Genomic DNA, 18,068 nt, shown 5'->3' with positions numbered 1-18,068 from the left:
CCCTAACCGACTCTCGACAATACTTGGACGTCCGACTATTTTAGATCCTATGGATTCAGAGGATGCACTCCGCGTACGCGTCGTCACTGCCTCGAGCCTCTTCGACGGCCACGACGCCTCCATCAACATCATGCGGAGGATCCTGCAGTCGCAGGGGTGCGAGGTGATCCACCTCGGGCACAACCGCTCCGTCTCGGAGGTCGTCGACGCGGCGATCGAGGAGGACGCGCATGGTGTCGCCGTGTCCTCGTACCAGGGCGGTCACGTCGAGTACTTCGAGTACCTCGTCCAACTGCTCGCCGAGCGCGGCGCCGGGCACGTGAAGGTCTTCGGCGGCGGCGGCGGCGTGATCGTGCCCGCCGAGATCGCCCGGCTGCGCGAGAGCGGCGTGCTCATCTACTCGCCCGAGGACGGTCAACGCCTCGGCCTGCCAGGGATGATCTCCGAGGTCGTCGAGGCCTGCCGCGCCGACCTGTGGGCACTGCACCAGCCTGACGCCGACGCCGTGCTCGCCGGTGACCGGGTCGCGCTCGCCCGCGCGATCACCGGCGCCGAGCAGGGCCGCCTCGACGGCGCGCTCGGCGAGGCCGTGCGCGCGGCGGCCGACGTGTCGCCCGCCCCCGTCCTCGGCATCACCGGCACCGGCGGCTCGGGCAAGTCGTCGCTGACCGACGAGCTCGTACGACGCCTGCGCACCGACCAGCAGGACAAGCTGCGCATCGCCGTCCTCGCGGTCGACCCGACGCGCCGTCGCGGCGGCGGAGCGCTGCTCGGCGACCGGATCCGCATGAACGCCCTCGACGGCGTCCACACGTTCTTCCGCTCGCTCGCGACCCGTGGCGCCCACGAGCTTCCCGAGACGCTGAGCGACGTCCTCGCCGTCGTGAAGGCAGCCGGCTACGACCTCGTCGTGCTCGAGACCCCCGGCATCGGCCAGGGCGACGCCGCGGTCGTCCCGTACGTCGACGCGTCGCTCTACGTGATGACGCCCGAGTTCGGTGCCGCCTCGCAGCTGGAGAAGATCGACATGCTCGATCTCGCCGACGTCGTCGCGATCAACAAGTTCGAGCGCCGCGGAGCCGCCGACGCGTTGCGCGACGTCGGCCGACAGCTGGTCCGCAACCGCGAGGCGTTCGGCGCCCGGCCCGAGGACATGCCCGTGTTCGGCACGTCGGCGGCGACGTTCAACGACGACGGCGTCACCGCGCTCTACCAGGAGCTGGCGCGGCTGCTGGGCAAGCACGGTCTCGCGCTCGAAGACGGCGCGCTGGCCCGTGTGGACGTGCGGCACTCGACGCGGTTCGCGCAGGTCGTGCCGGCCGCGCGCGTGCGCTACCTGTCCGAGATCGCCGACACGGTCCGCGACTACCACGCCGCGACCGAGCAGATCGCCGGCGCCGCCCGGCAGGCGCAGTCCGCCGCCGACGTCGCCCACGCCCTCCCCGACGACGACACCGTGGCGTCATACGCTGCGAGGGTCCAGGGCCACGTCCCGGATGACGTCCGGGAGCGGATCCTCGGGTGGCCCGAGGTCGTCGCGTCGTACGCCGAGCACACCCGCGAGTCGCTGTCGGGCATCTCGGTCCCCCGCGTCGCGCTCCCCCGTACGACCGACCACGGCGACCTCGTGCGCTACTGGCGTCGCGAGAACCTCCCCGGTCACTTCCCGTACACCGCCGGTGTCTTCCCGTTCAAGCGCGAGGGCGAGGACCCCGCACGGATGTTCGCCGGGGAGGGCGACCCCTTCCGTACGAACCGGCGCTTCAAGCTGCTCTCCGCCGACGGTGAGGCCACGCGGCTGTCGACGGCGTTCGACTCGGTCACGCTGTACGGTCGCGACCCCGACGAGCGCCCCGACATCTACGGCAAGGTCGGCACCTCCGGCGTCTCGGTCGCGACCCTGGACGACATGAAGGCGCTGTACGACGGGTTCGACCTGCTCGCGCCGACGACCAGTGTCTCGATGACGATCAACGGCCCGGCGCCGACCGTGCTCGCGTTCTTCCTCAACACCGTGATCGACCAGGCGCGCGAGCGCGGGGTCTCTCCCGAGGAGGCACTGCGCACGGTCCGCGGGACGGTGCAGGCCGACATCCTCAAAGAGGACCAGGGCCAGAACACCTGCCTGTTCTCGACCGAGTTCAGCCTGCGGATGATGGCCGACGTGCAGGAGTGGTTCATCCAGAACGAGGTGCGCAACTTCTACTCGGTGTCGATCTCCGGCTACCACATCGCCGAGGCCGGGGCCAACCCGCTGAGCCAGCTCGCGTTCACGCTCGCCAACGGCTTCACGTACGTCGAGTCCTACCTCGCGCGCGGCATGGACATCGACGACTTCGCCCCCAACCTGTCGTTCTTCTTCTCCAACGGCATGGACCCTGAGTACTCCGTGATCGGCCGTGTCGCCCGCCGCATCTGGGCGGTCGCCATGCGCGAGCGGTACGGCGCGAACGCGCGCTCGCAGAAGCTGAAGTATCACGTCCAGACCTCCGGCCGCTCGCTGCACGCGCAGGAGATGAGCTTCAACGACATCCGCACGACGCTCCAGGCGCTGATCGCGATCTACGACAACGCCAACAGCCTGCACACCAACGCGTACGACGAGGCCGTGACGACCCCGACCGAGGAGTCCGTACGCCGTGCGCTGGCGATCCAGATGATCATCAACAAGGAGTGGGGCCTCGCCAAGAACGAGAACCCGCAGCAGGGGTCGTACCTCATCGACGAGCTGACTGACCTCGTCGAGGCGGCCGTGCTCGCCGAGTTCGACAAGATCACCGAGCGCGGGGGCGTCCTCGGGGCGATGGAGACGGGCTACCAGCGCGGCAGGATCCAGGATGAGTCGATGCTGTACGAGCACCTCAAGCACGACGGGAGGCTCCCGATCATCGGTGTCAACACCTTCCGAAACCCGCGGGCCGAGGAGGAGCACGGGCCTGTCGAGCTGGCGCGCGCGACCGAGGACGAGAAGAGGTCCCAGCTCGCCCGGGTCCACGCGTTCCAGGAGGCGCACCGGGAGGAGGCGCGGGCGGCGCTGGCTCGGCTGAAGGCCGCGGCCGCCTCTGACGACAACGCGTTCGCGGTGCTGATGGACGCCGCGCGGGTGTGCTCGTTGGAGCAGGTGACCGAAGCGTTCTTCGAGGTCGGGGGCCAGTACAGGCGCAACGTCTGAGCGTGACCTGCTCGCATGGGCCCGAGCGAAGTGGGTACTGCCCCTGGTACGAATGGCCGCACCCCCGAGCGGCCACGCATGCGAGGAGTCTCGACATGAACGACATCCCGTGGTGGGTGTGGGTCATCATCGCCGTCGTCGTCGTGGTGGTGATCGCGCTCGCGATCATCGCTGCCACGCGCAAGGACCGGGAGCGCAAGGTCGCTCGCCGGCGCGAGGAGGCGAACGCGCTCCGCGAGCAGGCCCAGGAGACGCGCCTGGAGGCCAGTCAGCGCGAGGCTGAGGCGGCGCGTGCCCGTGCAGATGCAGAGGAGGCGCGGGTGGCGGCCGAGCAGCGCGAGCGTGAGGCGCGCGAGCACCAGGAGCACGCGCAGCGCACCCGCTCCGAGGTCGACGAGCAGCTCGCGAAGGCCGACCGTCTTGACCCTGAGGGGCGCCCCGCCGGCGACCGTACCGACGACGTGCGCCGCGAGGATGTGCGCCGCGACGATGTGCGCCGCGACGACGTGCGCCGCGACGACGTGCGCCGCGACGACGTATCCCCTACCGACGTCGAGGACGACCCGCGTCACCGCGACCCCGACAGTGGCCGACGTCAAGACTGAGACACCGGTCGCCGGCGTGTGCGACGACCTCGGAGTCTCGGTCGTCGCCACCCGGCCGGTCCGCCGGGTGGTGTCGCTGGTGCCGTCGCTCACGGAGGCGATCGCGTCGGTTGACGCAGGTCTGCTCGTGGGTGCGACCGACTGGTGCACGCACCCGGCCGATCTCGACGTCGCTCGCGTACGCGGGACCAAGAATCCCGACATACGGGCGATCCTCGACCTCGCGCCCGATCTCGTCGTCGCCAACCAGGAGGAGAACCGCGAGCTCGACGTCCGACGGCTCCGCGAGGTCGGTCTCCCGGTCTGGGTGACCCGGATCGAGACCGTCGACGGCGCGTTCGCCTCGATGCGCCGGCTCTTCTCCGAGGCACTCGGACGCGACGTCCCCGGGTGGCTCGCAGAGGCCGAGCGCCTGTGGGCCGAGCCTGCGCAGTCCGTACGAGGCCGGGTCGCGGTCGCGATCTGGCGCGACCCGTGGATGGTCGTGGGGCGCGACACCTTCACCGGCGACCTCGTGTCGCGGGTCGGGTGGGAGCACGCGTACGCCGATGCCGACGACCGCTACCCGCACGTCGCTCTCGCCGACCTCGACCGCGCCGACCTCGACCTGGTCCTGCTCCCGGACGAGCCGTACGTGTTCACGGCCGAGGACGGTCCCGAGTCGTTCACGAAGGTGCGCACGGCACTGGTCTCCGGGCGGCTTCTCACCTGGTACGGACCCTCGCTGCTCGAGGCACGCGCACTGCTCGGCCGCTGATCCCCGCCGCTGCTACGGTCGTCGCGTGTCAGATCTGGTGGTCGACGGCGACGCGCTGCAGGAGGTCCGTACGCGTCTGCGTGGGGTCGCCGCCCTGCTCGAGCCACCCGCCAAGGGGCTGCGCGGCATCGACGCCACCGGCCACGGGACGCCCTACCTCGACCGGCAGATCGCGACCTTCGCCACCGACTGGGCGCAGGCGGTGACAGAGTTCGGGACGCTCGCCTCGTCGCTCGTGACCGCGCTCCAGGACGTGGAGCAGACCATCGACGACACCGACGCTGACCTCGCCGCCGACCTCGAACGGGCCAAAAGCTCCCGTCCCGGCGGGAACTGACGACATGGTCGCACCCACGGAGGCGTCCTATCCCGCGCTCGGCTTCGATCCGACCCCGGGCGACGCCGACGCGGTCGAGGCCACGGCGGCCACCCTCAAGCAGGCAGCCGGCAGTCTCTCGTCGGCCGCCGACCAGCTCTGGGGCGCAGCCGAGGGTGAGTGGCGCGGCACGACTGCGACCGAGTTCCGCACCCTGCTCGACACCGACCTGCGGCCACCCGTCGTCGATGCCTCCGGCGCCCTCGACGCGGCCGCGACCACGCTCAGCGGCTGGGCCGGCGACCTCGAGGAGTTCCAACGCCGCGCGCGTGGCCTCGAGAAGGAGGCCGCGCAAGCCGAGGCCGACAGCGCTGCCGCGCAGGGCACCCTCGACGGGCTGCCGCAGCCCCGCCCCTCGTGGGAGGCCCCACCGACCGAAGAGGCGGACCGCCGCGCCGAGCGCGACGACGCGCGCTCGCGCAGCGATGCGCAGAAGGCGAAGAACGGCGCCGACGGTCGGCTCGCCGACTGTCGCCGTCGGGCGAGGCTGCTCCACGATGAGTACGAGGCCGCCGCCCGCACTGCCGGCAACACGCTCAAGAAGTCACGGACCACCACGCCGCCGGCCCGGCTCGGCGACGTGGACGACGATCTCGCCGGGACACCACCGCTGCCCTACCCCTACAACCTCGCGTTCCTCACACCCGAGCAGCTCGACGAGTACGCGCGCAAGCACCCCTCGCGCGCCGCCGACGTCATCGAGTACAGGCTGCGCTCCGAAGGCCTGCTCGTCGGCCCCGAGCCCGGCGGTCTCTACCGCCGTTGGCTCGAGAACGCGGCACGCCGCGGGGTCTCGCCGAGCACGATGGTCGATGTCGCCCGGACGCACGACATCGACCCGGAGGACTTCACGGTGCTCGACGGTCTGGAGGAGGTGCGCGACGGCGACCAGTCCTACTTCCTCCTGCCGACCACGATCACCGCCGACCAGGCGCGGGCCGCGGTGCTCATGACCTACATCCTCAATGCCGGCAGCAACTACGGCCTGGAGCCGGGGGTCCCCCACGACTTCCCTCCCACGCCGTTCTCGTCCGCCGAGATCCAGCGCATCATCGACCGTCAGAAAGCCAACTCGTGGTCGTACGACGACGACGTCGAGTTCGTGAACGGCAACGGCGGCCGCTTGGCGACGACACCCAACGGGATGCTGATGGGTCTGGGCGGCAACTGGCTCCAGGACGCCTTCAGCTTTTCGGGCGGTACGGCCTGGGGGGACACGTTCATGTTCAACATCGACTCGCCCGAGGGCGATGACGCCGCCGAGCAGCTGCGCAAGATCATCGTCTCGGGCCACAGCTGGGGCGAGAACGACGACGAGCCGTTCGAGGGGCAGCTCGACCTCGACCGCCTCCTCCATCACGAGGAACGCCACTCGCAGCAGTGGGCCGAGATGGGCCACCTGCCGTTCCTCGACCGCTACCTCGGCGAGGGACTCGTCGAGTGGGTGCGGGACTGGAGCCCGCTCGAGGACAAACCTCACCCGTTCGAGGAGGACGCCGGCCTGGGCGACGGCGGCTACCACTGATGCACGGACGCCTCGCACGTCGAGCGATCGTGGCGGCCGCGCTCGCCCCGGTCCTCGGCGGACTCACCGCGTGCGACCCGGCGGGCGCCCCGCTGCCGGAGCTGCCGAAGGTCGCTGCGCTGCGAGCACCAGCGAGCGCGCTGGAGGTCCTGACCGGTCCCCCCTGCGAGGGCGTCACCCGCATCCGCCTGATGTTCACGTCCGACGACGGCGTGATCGTCCGTACGGTCGCCGAGTCGGTGCAGCCTCATACCGTGGAGCAGCTCACGGTCGGCACCGCACCAGAGGGGTTCACGGTCACCGAGCCGCTCCCCGCCGGGTTCGACTGGCGCGAGTTCGACGAGCTATCGGTCGACGTGGGTCCGGGCGAGGGCTGGGTCGGCCATGCGACAGTGCCGCTCGGCGAGGTCGCGGCGGAGGGAGGCGCGCACGCCGACGACGGCGCCACGTACGTCCCGGACGCGGGGTGGCTGAGCGCCGACGAGATCACGGCGCGCGACGGCGAGGAGTTCCTCATGCTCTGCACGCCCGAGCCCGAGCGCAGCTGACTTTCACGCGCGCCTCGTGCTCGACGCGCCGACCTGGCGGTGCGGCACTAGTTTCGGCGCATGGATGATTCGACGCTGCGTCCCAAGGTCTCAGGATTGATGCCGCAGATCCGCGACGATCTCGAGGCCATGGTCGCCCTCCCATCCTGCGCATTCCCGGGCTTCCCGTCCGAGCCTGTGCATGCCATGTCCCAGTATGTCGTCGACGCGTTCGGCCGGTACGGGGTCACTGCCGAGATCACCGAGATCCCTGACGGCTATCCCGCCGTCACGGCAGAGATCCCGGCGCCCGACGGCAAGCCGACGGTGCTGCTCTATGCGCACTACGACGTGCAGCCCGCACCGAAGGAGCAGGGCTGGGACACCGAGCCGTTCACCCCGACGTGGAAGGACGGCCGGCTCTTCGGCCGCGGCGCCGCCGATGACAAGTCCGGCATCGCGATCCACCTGGCGACGCTTGCGGCGTTCGACGGCAAGCCTCCAGTCGGCGTCAAGATCGTCATCGAGGGCGAGGAGGAGACGATCAGCCACCTCGAGTCGTGGGTCGAAGCGAACCCGGACCGTGTCCAGGCCGACGTCATGGTCGTCGCCGACATGGGCAACCTGACGGTCGGCGAGCCGGTGCTCAGCATCGGGCTGCGCGGCCACGTGAAAGCGGTCGTCGAGGTCCGTACGCTCGCGCAACCGGTCCACTCCGGGCTGTTCGGCGGCGCGGCGCCCGATGCCCAGATGGCACTCATCAAGTTGCTGTCGACGCTCATCGACGACGACGGCAACTGCCTCGTGGAGGGCATCGCGTCCGGTGAATGGGAAGGCCCCGACTACTCCGAGGAGATGCTGCGCGCCAACGCCGGCGTCCTCGACGGCGTGGACCTCGTCGGCACGGGCTCGATCGCCTCGCGGCTGTGGTCGAAGCCGTCGATCAGCGTGCTCGGCATGGACGCCACCCCGGTGGCCGAGGCGTCGAACGTGCTCCAGCCAACGGCGCGCGCGGTCGTCGCGATGCGGATCCCGCCCGGACAGAATCCGCGCGACGCGGTCGAGAAGCTGATGAACCACCTCCGCTCCGTCGCCCCGTGGCACGTCCAGATCGACGTTCACGAGGACAAGGTCAGCCCGCCGTTCTCGCAGGAGACGGACGGGAGGGCCTTCGGCCTGATGCGCGACGCGCTCGCCACCGCGTACGGCAAGCAGGTGGAGACGGTCGGCTCGGGCGGGTCGATCCCGCTGCTCGACACGCTGCGTGACGCCGCGCCCTCCGCCGACTTCGTCCTCGTCGGCGCCGAGGACGCGGCGAAGGCCAACATCCACGGCCCGAACGAATCCGTCGACCCTTCCGAGATCGAGAACATGGCACTCGCTCAGGCACTCCTCATCCAGGCGCTCGCCGAGTAGCACTTCCTTCCCCCATCCCCCGGTTTGCCGGGCTACCGAGAGGTACGCGCGTGGACACCTTCCTGCTGATCCTGCAGGCCCTTGTCGTCGTCGGCGCCATCTACATGGGCGTCAAGATCGGCGGCGTCGGTCTCGGTCTCTGGGGCGCCGTCGGCGTCCTGATCCTCGTCTTCATCTTCGGGGCGCCGCCAGGCAGCATCCCGAGTGACGCGATCATGGTGATCATCGCCGTGATCACGGCGGCGTCCGCGATGCAGGCGGCGGGCGGCATCGACTACCTGGTGTTCCTCGCGGAGAAGGTCATCCGCGCACGGCCGAAGCTCGTGAACTACCTGGCACCGCTGATCACCTTCGCGTTCTGCGCCGGAGCAGGCACCGGCAACATCATCTTCCCGTTGCTTCCGGTCATCTACGAGGTCGCGTACGAGCGCGGCATCCGCCCGGAGCGTCCGCTCGCGACGTCGGTGGCGGTCTCGGGCTTCGCGCTCGCGGCGAGCCCGGTCGCGGCGGCGATGGCCGCGTTCGTGGGCCTCACCGGGGGCCAGGACGATGCGCTCAGCCTCGGCGAGATCCTCGTCATCACGTTCCCGGCGGTCCTGCTCGGCACCATCGTCGCGGCGGTGATCCAGAGCCGCGTCGGACACGACCTGAAGGACGACCCCGAGTTCCAGCGACGTCTCGCCGCAGGCCTGATCCATCCGCCCGCCGCCGACACCGGCGAGGTCAAGGGCGCACACGTCCCGGTCACGGCGAAGCGCGCTGCAGGTGTCTTCTTCGCCGGCGTCCTCGTGGTCGTCATCCTCGGCGCCTTCGACGAGCTGTTGCCGACGTACGAGGTGGACGGCAAGACCGAGACGCTGTCGCTGACGACGCTGCTCATCATGGTGATGCTGGTCGTCGCTCTGGCCGTGATGTACGTCGGCAAGGTCAAGCCGGGCGCGGTGCTCGACGCCCCGCTCACGAAGTCGGGCCTCACCGCGATCATCGCCCTGCTCGGCATCGCCTGGCTCGCGAACACGTTCATCGCCGGCAATGAGGAGACCGTGATCGGCGGTCTCACCGACATCGCGAAGGAAGCACCGTGGTTCCTCGCGATCGGCCTGTTCCTGGTCGCGGCCGCGACCACGAGCCAGTCCGCAGCGGTCAACACGATGATCCCGCTCGGCATCAGCCTCGGTATCGCGACGCCTACCCTCGCTGCGTACCTCCCGGCCATGGGCGGCGTCATGACCCTCCCGGCAAACGGCTCGCAGCTCGCGGCGGTCGAGATCGACCAGACGGGCTCGACCAAGATCGGCAAGTACGTCCTGAACCACTCGTTCATGCTGCCGACGCTCGTGATGGCGATCGTCTCGGTGCCGACGGCGCTGCTGATCTCGCGGCTGTTCATCTGAGACTGTCCGTCTCAGGACGTCTCAGCGTGAGGTATCGAGCGCGGCTCGCGCCTCCGCGAGCAGGCGCTGCGCCTCGGGGAGACCACCGTCGCGCGCCGGCGCCGTGACCGGAGCCAGCGGCGTGGCGCCCCGCAGGGCAGTGCCGAGCACCGGTTGCTCGAGCGCGGACGGCCCGGGCGGTGGGGCGAGCAGAATCGTCGCCTCCAGCTTCAGCAGACGTACACCGAGCAGCCGCGCCACGACGTAAGCCCTGACGACGGCGCCGTCGGCCAGCGTCGGAGCGCCGTCATCGCGTGCGTGCGCCCGTGCCATCCGGGTCGCCGTACTGTTCGAGACGTCTGCCCGCACGCTTGGCGGCAGCGACGATCTGCTCGTAGCGCTCGTGACCGGCACGCGTCCCGAGGACGTAGCCGATGCCGAAGACGGCCAGGGTCCGCAGCCTCACGACGGACGCTGCTTGTCACGGATCGCGCTCACGGCGGCGCTGACGGCCGAAAGACCGATCAGGCCCGCCGCGGTGAGAGCACCGCCGCGCAGGGCACTTCCTCCCGGAACCTTTTCGACGGCGCGCTGCCATGGCGACTTGCGGTGGAAGAGCTTCACATGAATCACTCCGTTCAGGCTCGACTGCGAGACGAGCGGCGGATGGCGTTGACGAGCTGGGACTTGTTCTTGTTGGAGGTGTCCGAAACTCCTAGCGAAGCCGCCATGTCGAGCAGCTCTGCCTTCGTCCGACGAGACAGGTTCGTCGTGGCGGGTTCCTGCTGCTCGGCACGGACCGCCCGCGCCGCGCTCCTCGTGACGGCATCACGCGCCTCGGTGGCGCGCTGGCGAGTGGCATCGGCCTCGCCTGCCTGCTCCTCCGCCTTGGCGACGAGACGGTCGGCCTCTTCGCGCGCCTTCCGGGCCGCCTCGTCGGCAGCCTCCGTCGCCTCGTCGGCGAGCTGGCGTGCCTCGCTCATCGCGGCGTGCGCGGCGTCGATGCGCTGCTGGGCGTTGCGGGCAGCCTCGTCGGCGTCAGCCCGACGCTTCTCGACCTCCCGCTCGACGTCGCCGCGGACGTCCTCGAGACGGGCCTGCGCCTCACCGTCAGCCTCGCGGCGCTCCGCCTCGACCTGCTCGTCGGCACGTCGTCGTGCCTCCCGCACGCGCTGCTCGACATAGTCGTGCGCCTCCTTCTGCGCGGCGCGGAGGCGTTCGCGACCGTCCTTCTCGGCCGCGCTGGCCTCGTCCGCACGCTGCTTGGCCTCCTGCGCATGGGCTAGCGCGTCCCGCTCCTCCGCACGTGCCCGCTCGACCGCAGCGTGAGCGCGCGTGAGCCGTGTCTCGACCGAGTCGATCCCCGGGACCTTGTCGGCGACGACCGCAGTCGCACGGCGCACCTGGTCGACGACACCGTTCTTGGACTGCGACGCGGCATGCGTCGCGCCCTCCTGGGCGCCGTCCACGTTGACGGCCTTCGAGACGAGCCATGCGGTGTTGCGCGGAAGGTCCTTGAGCCCTCCGACAACGCGCTTGGACGCTCGCCACATCGTTCCTTGAGTGGCCATATGTCCCTACCCCCTACGTACGAGTCACTCCCCCGATACCCAGCGGGAGCACCCTCATGCGGAATCAGAGGCCCCCAAACAATTAGTGCCCTAATCGTTCGTACACTGAATGTCATGGAGATCGACGACTCGCTCGCCCTCGAGCACCAGGTGTGCTTCGCGCTCGCGGTCGCCGCCCGCAGTGTCGTCGCCGCGTACCGGCCGGTCCTGGAGCCGCTGGGGTTGAGTCACCCGCAGTACCTCGTGATGCTCGCCCTGTGGGAGACCGACGGCCAGTCGCTCAAGGACCTCAGCGCCGCCCTGCACCTCGAGCCCGCAACCGCCTCCCCGCTGGTGAAGCGGCTCGAAGCCCTCGGCCTGATCGCGCGGGAGCGGTCGAGCAGCGACGAGCGCACGCTGACGATCTCGCTCACCGACGACGGGCGCGACCTGCGCGACCGCGCGCTCAAGGTGCCCGTCACGATGCTCGAGCGCCTCGGCATGACGGCCAACGAGCTCGTCGAGGCGAACGCCTTCCTCCACCGACTGATCTCCGCCGCCCAGAAGGCGACCGAGCCCGTCCCCACCAGGAGCCCTGCATGACCGAGAGCACGACCCCGACGCCGCCACGTCCGACCGCGCCACGCAAGACCCGCGAGCAGCGGGAGGCCGAGCTCGCGGCGCTGCGCAAGGTCCAGCGCCGCGTGGCAGCGATCGGCTTCTTCGCGATCACCGTTCACGGAGTCCTCGGCTGCATCGGCCTGGCCTTCGTCCTCGACGGGCAGGGCCGCCACGGCGACGCGATCGCGATCACGCTCATGTCGGGTGTGATCGCGGCGATCACGTTCGTCGGCGTGCGGCTCATCCTCAAGCGCTCGCTGTGGTCCCCGATGTGGATCCCGATCGCGGCCGCACCGACCGTCGTCGCACTGGTGACGCTGCTCTCACGCTGAGGCTCTCGCGCTGGGACTCACTGCGAGCGCCGCCCGCAAATCAGCACCGACCGACGTCGCTTCGTGTGAGACTTCATCGTCGTGAGGAACCCCCTGCGTCGTCGCCGTCCGCGCTCCCCTGGCCTCGCAGCCGTCGCCGCGCTGCTCCTCACCTCCGCCTGCGGGCAGGATCTGGCCCCTGGGACGTACGAGGGCCCGCTGAGCGCGACGGGCAAGCGCGGCGCGGCCGGGCATGTGGTCGAGTGCACCGGTCCCGCGGAGGGCGGCAACAATTACCCCGGCGCGTACGACAACGGCGCCCTCTCCGACGACGCCGACGAGGCGATCCGCACCGCCTTCGACGAGGCCCTGGTCTTCGGTGCGCGCGGGGGCTACGTCCGCGTACGCGAGGACGACGGCCGCGCGTTGTACACGTTGACCCACGACGGCGGGGTGCGTCAGGCGCTGATCGTGCGCGACGGTCAGGACGGCTGGTACGTGGAGTCGTGGGCGCGCTGCGACTACTCCGAGCTGCCGGACGAGGTCGCCGAGGAGGCGGGGTACGAGATCTGGTCCGACGCAGACGGACGGGTCTCGACCCGCCGCGTCCAGTCGTACGCCGGTCCCGCGCACTGCTCCTGGGACGACATGACGTTCCTCGAGATTGACGAGGCCGAGTACGTCCGCGCGCCGGAACCCGACCCGCACGTCGCGACCCTGCTCTCCGGAGCGTACGAGGCGGCGGTCGCGCTCCCTCCTGACGCCCGCGACACAGGATTCCACCGGGGCGAGGACCACCTGTGGCTGTCCGCCGACGGCGCCTGGGCATTCGTCGGCGACGGTGAGCGCGTAGAGAGGTGGCCCCGCGCCGTCGGCAAGCTTGGTTGCATGTGACACCCGCATGGCCCGCCGCCGACCGGGTACGGGGACGGCATGACCAACATCGAGTCCGACGTCGCCCGCAACGCCGAGCTTCTCCTCAACGACTCCGGGGCCTTCCCCCGCCAGCAACAGGAGCCACCAGGCTCGACCACGGCCATGTCCCCCGTCCCCGACCACGGCGAGGAGTCGTACGTCGGGTCCGGACGACTGGCCGGCCTGCGTGCACTGATCACGGGTGGTGACTCCGGGATCGGGCGCGCGGTCGCGATCGCGTACGCCCGAGAAGGGGCGGACGTCGCCCTCTCATACCTGCCCGAGGAGCAGGACGACGCCGAGGACACGGCCTCGTGGGTCGAGCGCGAGGGACGCAAGGTCGCCCTCCTGCCCGGCGACATCACCGATCGTCACACCGCGCAGTCGCTGCCGTCGCAGGTCGTCGGCGAGCTCGGCGGCCTCGACGTGCTCGTCAACAACGCCGGCTATCAGATGGCGCGCGGCGACGGGCTGGCCTCGATCTCGCCCGAGCGGCTGGACCGCGTGATGCGGACCAACCTCTATGCGCTGTTCTGGATCACGCAGGCCGCCGTCCCCCTGATGCGGCGAGGGGCGAGCGTCGTCAACTGCACGTCGATCCAGGCGTACGACCCGTCGCCGACGCTGCTCGACTACGCCGCGACGAAGGCCGCGATCAACAACGTCACCGCCAACCTCGCGGCGATGCTCGGACCCGAGGGCATCCGGGTCAACGCCGTCGCGCCGGGTCCGATCTGGACTCCGCTCCAGCCGGCGACGCAGCCGGAGGAGAAGATCGAGGCCTTCGGCAAGGACACGCCGCTCGGACGGGCCGGGCAGCCGGCCGAGGTCGCACCCGCGTTCGTGTTCCTCGCGTCCCCGAGCGATGCCAGCTACGTCACGGGCACCGTGATCGGCGTGACCGGAGGAAAGCCGGTCTTCTGACGGCGGCGCTCCGAGTGCGTCATCGTGGGCCGAGGCGGGAGCGCACTCCGTCGACCGGCACGGCGTGCGCCACCTGACCGCCAAACCCACGCGTCGTCGTGGCCGCCAGCACCGAGTTGAGCAGGGCCTCCTCGACCGCGTCCATGGTCGCGCCGAACAGCGGATCGAGCTGGGCGTCCTCCGCCGGCCGCTCCTCGGCCACCGTGAACGCCAGGGCGTAGTCGCCGCTGCCGTGCGAGAAGCTCGCCCCGACCCGGCCCATCGCGAAGACGGCGCGGCGCGAGACCCGGTCGAGCTGACGCGCGTCGGCCGGAGCGTCGGTAGCGACGACGATCATGCACGAGTTGCCCGGCGACTCGACGCCTGCGTGGCCGAGCAGCTCCTCGGCGGGCATCGGCACGCCGTCGACGGTGAGGACGCCTCCGAAGTTCGACTGGACGAGCACCCCGACGGTCACGGCGTGCGCTCCGACATCGACGAGGCGCGACGATGTGCCGATGCCGCCCTTGTAGCCGAGCGCGGTCGTCCCCGTCCCCGCGCCGACGCACCCTTCCTCCACCGCGCCGCTGTGTGCCGACGCGAGCGCGTGCACGACGTGGTCGGCCGTGACGCTGCGGGCACGGATGTTCGAGAGGAACCCGTCGTTCGTCTCGCCGACGATCGGGTTGAGCGTCGTGACGTCCTCGTACCCGCTCCACGACAGGACGTGCCCGACGAGCGCGTCCGCGACCCGGAACGCCGACAGTGTGCTGGTCAGCAGGACCGGCGTCTCGATCGCGCCGAGCTCGACGACCTGTGTCGCGCCGATGAGCTTGCCGTAGCCGTTGCCCACGAACAGGCCCGCCGGCAGCGCGCGCCGACGGGGGCCCAGGGTGTCGGGGACGACGGCGGTGACCCCCGTACGGAGGTCGCCCTCTGCGATCGTCGCGTGCCCGACCCGGACGCCGGGGACGTCGGTGATCGCGTTGGCGGCGCCGCGCGGGTACGGACCGAGGGTGAGGGGGAGCTCGTCGACACGCACCCGACGACGCTATCGGGTCAGAGCGCCGTGACGTCCAGGTCGAGGGTGGTCCGGTCGCGTGCGGCGACGAGGTCGAGCTTCGGCGCGATCGTCGGCAGCTCGTACGTGAAGAAGTAACGCGCGGCCAGCCGCTTGCCGTCGTACGGGGCACCGTCGCGCCCCGCCGCCACGAGGAGCTGCTCGAGCCAGAGCCACGCGACGACGACGTGGCCCGCCGCCTCGAGGTACGCGGTGGCGTTGGCCAGCGCGACGGCGGGATCGCCGTCTGACCACGCGAGGCCCGTGACCTCGATGAGGCGGGCGAGCGCGGCCTCGAGCGCGGCGGCGTACGTGGCCGCCTCGCCCCCGCCCTTGCGCGCACGGACGACGGTCTCGGTGATCGTCTCGGCGAGCAGCACGAGCCCGGCGCCGCCTCCCGCGACCATCTTGCGGCCGAGCAGGTCGAGCCCCTGGATCCCCTGCGTCCCCTCGTGGATCGGGTTGAGCCGGTTGTCACGGTAGAGCCGCTCGACTGGGTAGTCGCGCGTGTAGCCGTACCCGCCGTGCACCTGGATCGCCAGGTCGTTGGCCGCGAGGCACCACTGTGACGGCCATGCCTTCGCGATCGGGGTGAGCACGTCGAGCAGTCGCGCCGCGCGCTCGCGGTCGTCGGGCTCGGGCGCGGTCGCCTGGTCGTCGACGAGGCGCGCGCAGTAGAGGATGAGCGCGAGCCCGCCCTCGACGTACGACTTCTGCGCGAGCAGCATGCGCCGCACATCGGGGTGCTCGATGATCGGGACCGGCGGCGTCGACGGGTCCTTCGCATCGAGCGGACGCCCCTGGGTGCGGGTCTTGGCGTAGTCGAGCGCGTGCAGATAGCCGGTGTAGCCCAGCGCCACCGCGCCTGCGCCGACGCCGATGCGTGCCTCGTTCATCATCGTGAACATGGCCGCGAGGCCACGCCCCTCCTCGCCCACGAGGAACCCGACCGCTCCTCGCTCGCCGCCCGGCGTCGCGAATCCCTCGCCGAAGTTGAGCAGCGTGTTCGTCGTGCCGCGGAAGCCCATCTTGTGGTTGAGGCCGACGAGCGCGACGTCGTTGCGCTCCCCCGGCGCGCCGTCGGAGTCGGGGAGGAGCTTGGGCACGATGAAGAGGGACAGGCCCTTGGTCCCAGGCGGCGCGTCCGGGGTCTTGGCGAGGACGAGGTGCACGATGTTCTCGCCGAGCTCGTGGTCGCCCGCGGAGATCCACATCTTGGTGCCGGACACACGGTACGACCCGTCGTCCTGGCGTACGGCACGGGTCGTGAGGTCGGCGAGCGACGATCCGGCCTCGGGCTCGGACAGGCACATCGTCCCGTACCAGCGCCCTTCGACGACCGGCTCGGCGTAGGTCGCGATCTGCTCCGGCGTCCCGTGGGTGAGGAGCAGGTGGGCGTTGCCGGCGGCCAACGATGGGTACGCGTGCGCGCCGACGCTCGCGGCCTGGAAGAAGAGCGACGCCGCGCGCTGGACGGTGAACGGCATCGGGAACCCGCCGTGCTCGGAGGGGAAGGACATGCCCGGCAGGCCTGCCTCGTTGTACGCCGCGAGCGCCTCGGCGACCTCGGGAAGCAGCACGACCTTGCCGTCGTCGCCGATGCGCGGCTCGTCGACGTCGAGGGCTGCGGCCAGCGGCGCGAACTTCTCGGCCGCGAGGCGCTCGGACACATCGAGCACACCGTCGAACGTCGTGCGGTCGTGGTCGTCATAGCGCTCCCGACTCGTCAATGCCTCGACGTCCAGCCACTCGAAGAGCAGGAAGTCGAGGTCGCGGCGCGAGACGAGGCGAGAGGAGTCCATGAGGGGAATACTAAGCGCTTGCTTACCTCGACTGCCAGGGCGTACGTTCCACGCGCTGTGACCGAAACAACGCGCCTGGGGGTGACATGGCGGGTTCTCGCACGGCTTCCGGTTGCGATCCCTCATACTGACGCGGGTGTCCAGTGGAAAGGCCTGTCCGTGATCAACCTGATCGACACGAGCGGCACCGTCTATCACGGGGTCCAGGAGCAGATCTGGGGGACGATCTCCCGTCATCTCCCGCGCCGGTCGTGGACGTCTTCTCCTCGGGAGTACCTCCCGGGTGCGCTGAACTTCTCGCTGTTCATCAACCTCGACTCCGACGTGGTCATGTCGCACGGTGTCGCGGACAAGAACTACCTCTGGCGCAAGTCCGACGACGGCGAGCGCGCCCTGACTCGCGGCCACCGCACGGACGTACTCGTCCCCGGCCCCATGCTCCAGCGCCGAGTCACCAAGTCGAAGGTCCTCGAGATCGACGGCGATCACATCCACTCGGTGGGCTGGCCGCGCCTCGACCTGCTGCTCGCCCGCCAGGCGCAGCTGCGGACGCGACTGCGTCGCAACCGCCGCAAGCGCCTTCGGGTGCTATGGGCCCCCACGCACGACTTCGTGAAAAAGGGCGACGAGCAGGTCACGCTGTCGAGCTATCCGGCGTTCGAGGAGTACCTCGAGCCGCTGCGCAAGCACTTCGACGTCGAGGTCTCCGAGCACCCTCGCAACCGCGGCAAGGGCAACAGCAAGCGCCCCACGACGGACCTGCTCGTCGACGCCGACGTCGTCGTCTCCGACTTCGGGACGATGGTGTACGAGGCGTGGGCCCTCGGCAAGCAGGTGATCTTCCCGCACTGGATCAACGGCGAGGCACTCACCCGCGCGCACCGGCGGGCCGCGGAGAGCAAGATCTACACCCAGCGCCTGGGCCTCCATGCCGACAGCTTCGACGAGCTGGTCGACATGATCCAAGAGCGCCGCGAGCCCGACGAGCGCCTCAGGACCTTCCTCGACGACTACCTCGACCCTCGCTACCGAGGCACGAGCGGCAAGCGGATCGCCGACCTCCTCCTGCAGCTCGACCGCGAGCGCAACGGCTGAGTCCACCGCCCACGCACGTACGAGACGGACATCACACGCTCGACGCGAGGCTGGTGCCCC

The 18,068-nt window shown here is 70.3% G+C and carries 19 protein-coding genes; 13 read left to right on the top strand and 6 right to left on the bottom strand.

Annotated elements, in window-relative coordinates; all coding sequences use genetic code 11:
- Nucleotides 1-49: 49 nt before the first annotated feature.
- The 8 genes from icmF to H4N58_RS03270 all read left to right on the top strand — a co-directional run bounded on the left by icmF (nt 50) and on the right by H4N58_RS03270 (nt 9,772).
- Nucleotides 50-3,172: a fused isobutyryl-CoA mutase/GTPase IcmF gene (gene icmF / locus H4N58_RS03305; protein WP_167249026.1), complete on the top strand. Its 3,123-nt coding sequence runs from the start codon at nt 50-52 to the stop codon at nt 3,170-3,172.
- A 95-nt stretch (nt 3,173-3,267) separates the two neighbouring features.
- A complete protein-coding gene (locus H4N58_RS03300) occupies nt 3,268-3,777 on the top strand; it encodes a hypothetical protein (protein ID WP_167249028.1) in 510 nt (169 codons plus the stop codon).
- Nucleotides 3,778-3,793: 16 nt separating this feature from the next.
- A complete protein-coding gene (locus tag H4N58_RS03295) occupies nt 3,794-4,534 on the top strand; it encodes a helical backbone metal receptor (RefSeq protein WP_167249818.1) in 741 nt (246 codons plus the stop codon).
- Between the two features lie 25 nt (nt 4,535-4,559).
- Nucleotides 4,560-4,871, top strand: a complete 312-nt coding sequence (locus H4N58_RS03290) for a hypothetical protein (RefSeq protein WP_167001521.1) — start codon at nt 4,560-4,562, stop codon at nt 4,869-4,871.
- 4 nt (nt 4,872-4,875) lie between these two features.
- Nucleotides 4,876-6,435: a WXG100 family type VII secretion target gene (locus H4N58_RS20325; RefSeq protein ID WP_208322824.1), complete on the top strand. Its 1,560-nt coding sequence runs from the start codon at nt 4,876-4,878 to the stop codon at nt 6,433-6,435.
- On the top strand, nt 6,435-6,983 hold the full coding sequence (locus tag H4N58_RS03280; protein WP_167249030.1) for a hypothetical protein: 549 nt from the start codon (nt 6,435-6,437) through the stop codon (nt 6,981-6,983). Before H4N58_RS20325 ends, H4N58_RS03280 begins: the two co-directional genes overlap by 1 nt.
- A gap of 60 nt (nt 6,984-7,043) precedes the next feature.
- On the top strand, nt 7,044-8,378 hold the full coding sequence (locus H4N58_RS03275; RefSeq protein WP_167249031.1) for a M20/M25/M40 family metallo-hydrolase: 1,335 nt from the start codon (nt 7,044-7,046) through the stop codon (nt 8,376-8,378).
- 50 nt (nt 8,379-8,428) lie between these two features.
- Nucleotides 8,429-9,772: an anaerobic C4-dicarboxylate transporter family protein gene (locus H4N58_RS03270; protein ID WP_167001518.1), complete on the top strand. Its 1,344-nt coding sequence runs from the start codon at nt 8,429-8,431 to the stop codon at nt 9,770-9,772.
- A gap of 21 nt (nt 9,773-9,793) precedes the next feature.
- On the opposite strand, the gene H4N58_RS03265 is transcribed toward H4N58_RS03270, so the two are convergent.
- Genes H4N58_RS03265 through H4N58_RS03250 form a run of 4 tightly spaced genes read right to left on the bottom strand, consistent with a single transcriptional unit; the run spans nt 9,794 to nt 11,304 of the window.
- Nucleotides 9,794-10,084 (bottom strand): hypothetical protein, encoded by a 291-nt coding sequence (locus H4N58_RS03265; RefSeq protein ID WP_167249033.1) that lies wholly within the window; start codon nt 10,082-10,084, stop codon nt 9,794-9,796.
- A complete protein-coding gene (locus H4N58_RS03260) occupies nt 10,059-10,217 on the bottom strand; it encodes a hypothetical protein (protein ID WP_167249035.1) in 159 nt (52 codons plus the stop codon). The genes H4N58_RS03265 and H4N58_RS03260 overlap by 26 nt, the downstream gene beginning before the upstream one ends.
- Nucleotides 10,214-10,375, bottom strand: a complete 162-nt coding sequence (locus H4N58_RS03255; RefSeq protein ID WP_182397137.1) for a hypothetical protein — start codon at nt 10,373-10,375, stop codon at nt 10,214-10,216. Before H4N58_RS03255 ends, H4N58_RS03260 begins: the two co-directional genes overlap by 4 nt.
- A 14-nt stretch (nt 10,376-10,389) precedes the next feature.
- Nucleotides 10,390-11,304 carry a hypothetical protein gene (locus H4N58_RS03250; protein WP_167249037.1) on the bottom strand — a complete coding sequence of 305 codons (915 nt, stop codon included), beginning with the start codon at nt 11,302-11,304 and terminating at the stop codon, nt 10,390-10,392.
- Between the two features lie 132 nt (nt 11,305-11,436).
- Between H4N58_RS03250 and H4N58_RS03245 the strand changes: the two genes are divergently transcribed.
- The 4 genes from H4N58_RS03245 (at nt 11,437) to H4N58_RS03230 (ending at nt 14,072) form a co-directional block, all read left to right on the top strand.
- Nucleotides 11,437-11,904, top strand: a complete 468-nt coding sequence (locus tag H4N58_RS03245) for a MarR family winged helix-turn-helix transcriptional regulator (protein WP_167249039.1) — start codon at nt 11,437-11,439, stop codon at nt 11,902-11,904.
- Nucleotides 11,901-12,254: a hypothetical protein gene (locus H4N58_RS03240; RefSeq protein ID WP_167001512.1), complete on the top strand. Its 354-nt coding sequence runs from the start codon at nt 11,901-11,903 to the stop codon at nt 12,252-12,254. Before H4N58_RS03245 ends, H4N58_RS03240 begins: the two co-directional genes overlap by 4 nt.
- Nucleotides 12,255-12,335: 81 nt before the next feature.
- A complete protein-coding gene (locus H4N58_RS03235) occupies nt 12,336-13,127 on the top strand; it encodes a hypothetical protein (protein WP_167249041.1) in 792 nt (263 codons plus the stop codon).
- A gap of 39 nt (nt 13,128-13,166) precedes the next feature.
- On the top strand, nt 13,167-14,072 hold the full coding sequence (locus H4N58_RS03230) for an SDR family oxidoreductase (protein ID WP_167001510.1): 906 nt from the start codon (nt 13,167-13,169) through the stop codon (nt 14,070-14,072).
- Between the two features lie 19 nt (nt 14,073-14,091).
- On the opposite strand, the gene H4N58_RS03225 is transcribed toward H4N58_RS03230, so the two are convergent.
- Together H4N58_RS03225 and H4N58_RS03220 are read right to left on the bottom strand one after the other, a co-directional pair.
- Nucleotides 14,092-15,093 (bottom strand): P1 family peptidase, encoded by a 1,002-nt coding sequence (locus H4N58_RS03225; RefSeq protein WP_167249043.1) that lies wholly within the window; start codon nt 15,091-15,093, stop codon nt 14,092-14,094.
- A 17-nt stretch (nt 15,094-15,110) separates the two neighbouring features.
- The gene (locus tag H4N58_RS03220; RefSeq protein ID WP_167249045.1) at nt 15,111-16,913 is read right to left on the bottom strand and encodes an acyl-CoA dehydrogenase; all 1,803 of its coding nucleotides are present in this window, start codon (nt 16,911-16,913) and stop codon (nt 15,111-15,113) included.
- Between the two features lie 159 nt (nt 16,914-17,072).
- Here H4N58_RS03220 and H4N58_RS03215 point away from each other — a divergent pair, with 159 nt between their 5' ends.
- Nucleotides 17,073-18,008 carry a CDP-glycerol glycerophosphotransferase family protein gene (locus H4N58_RS03215; protein WP_167001507.1) on the top strand — a complete coding sequence of 312 codons (936 nt, stop codon included), beginning with the start codon at nt 17,073-17,075 and terminating at the stop codon, nt 18,006-18,008.
- Nucleotides 18,009-18,068 lie beyond the last annotated feature (60 nt).

This window comes from Mumia sp. ZJ1417 (assembly GCF_014127285.1).
Taxonomy (GTDB): domain Bacteria; phylum Actinomycetota; class Actinomycetes; order Propionibacteriales; family Nocardioidaceae; genus Mumia.
This window is presented reverse-complemented; position numbering and strand designations above follow the sequence as displayed.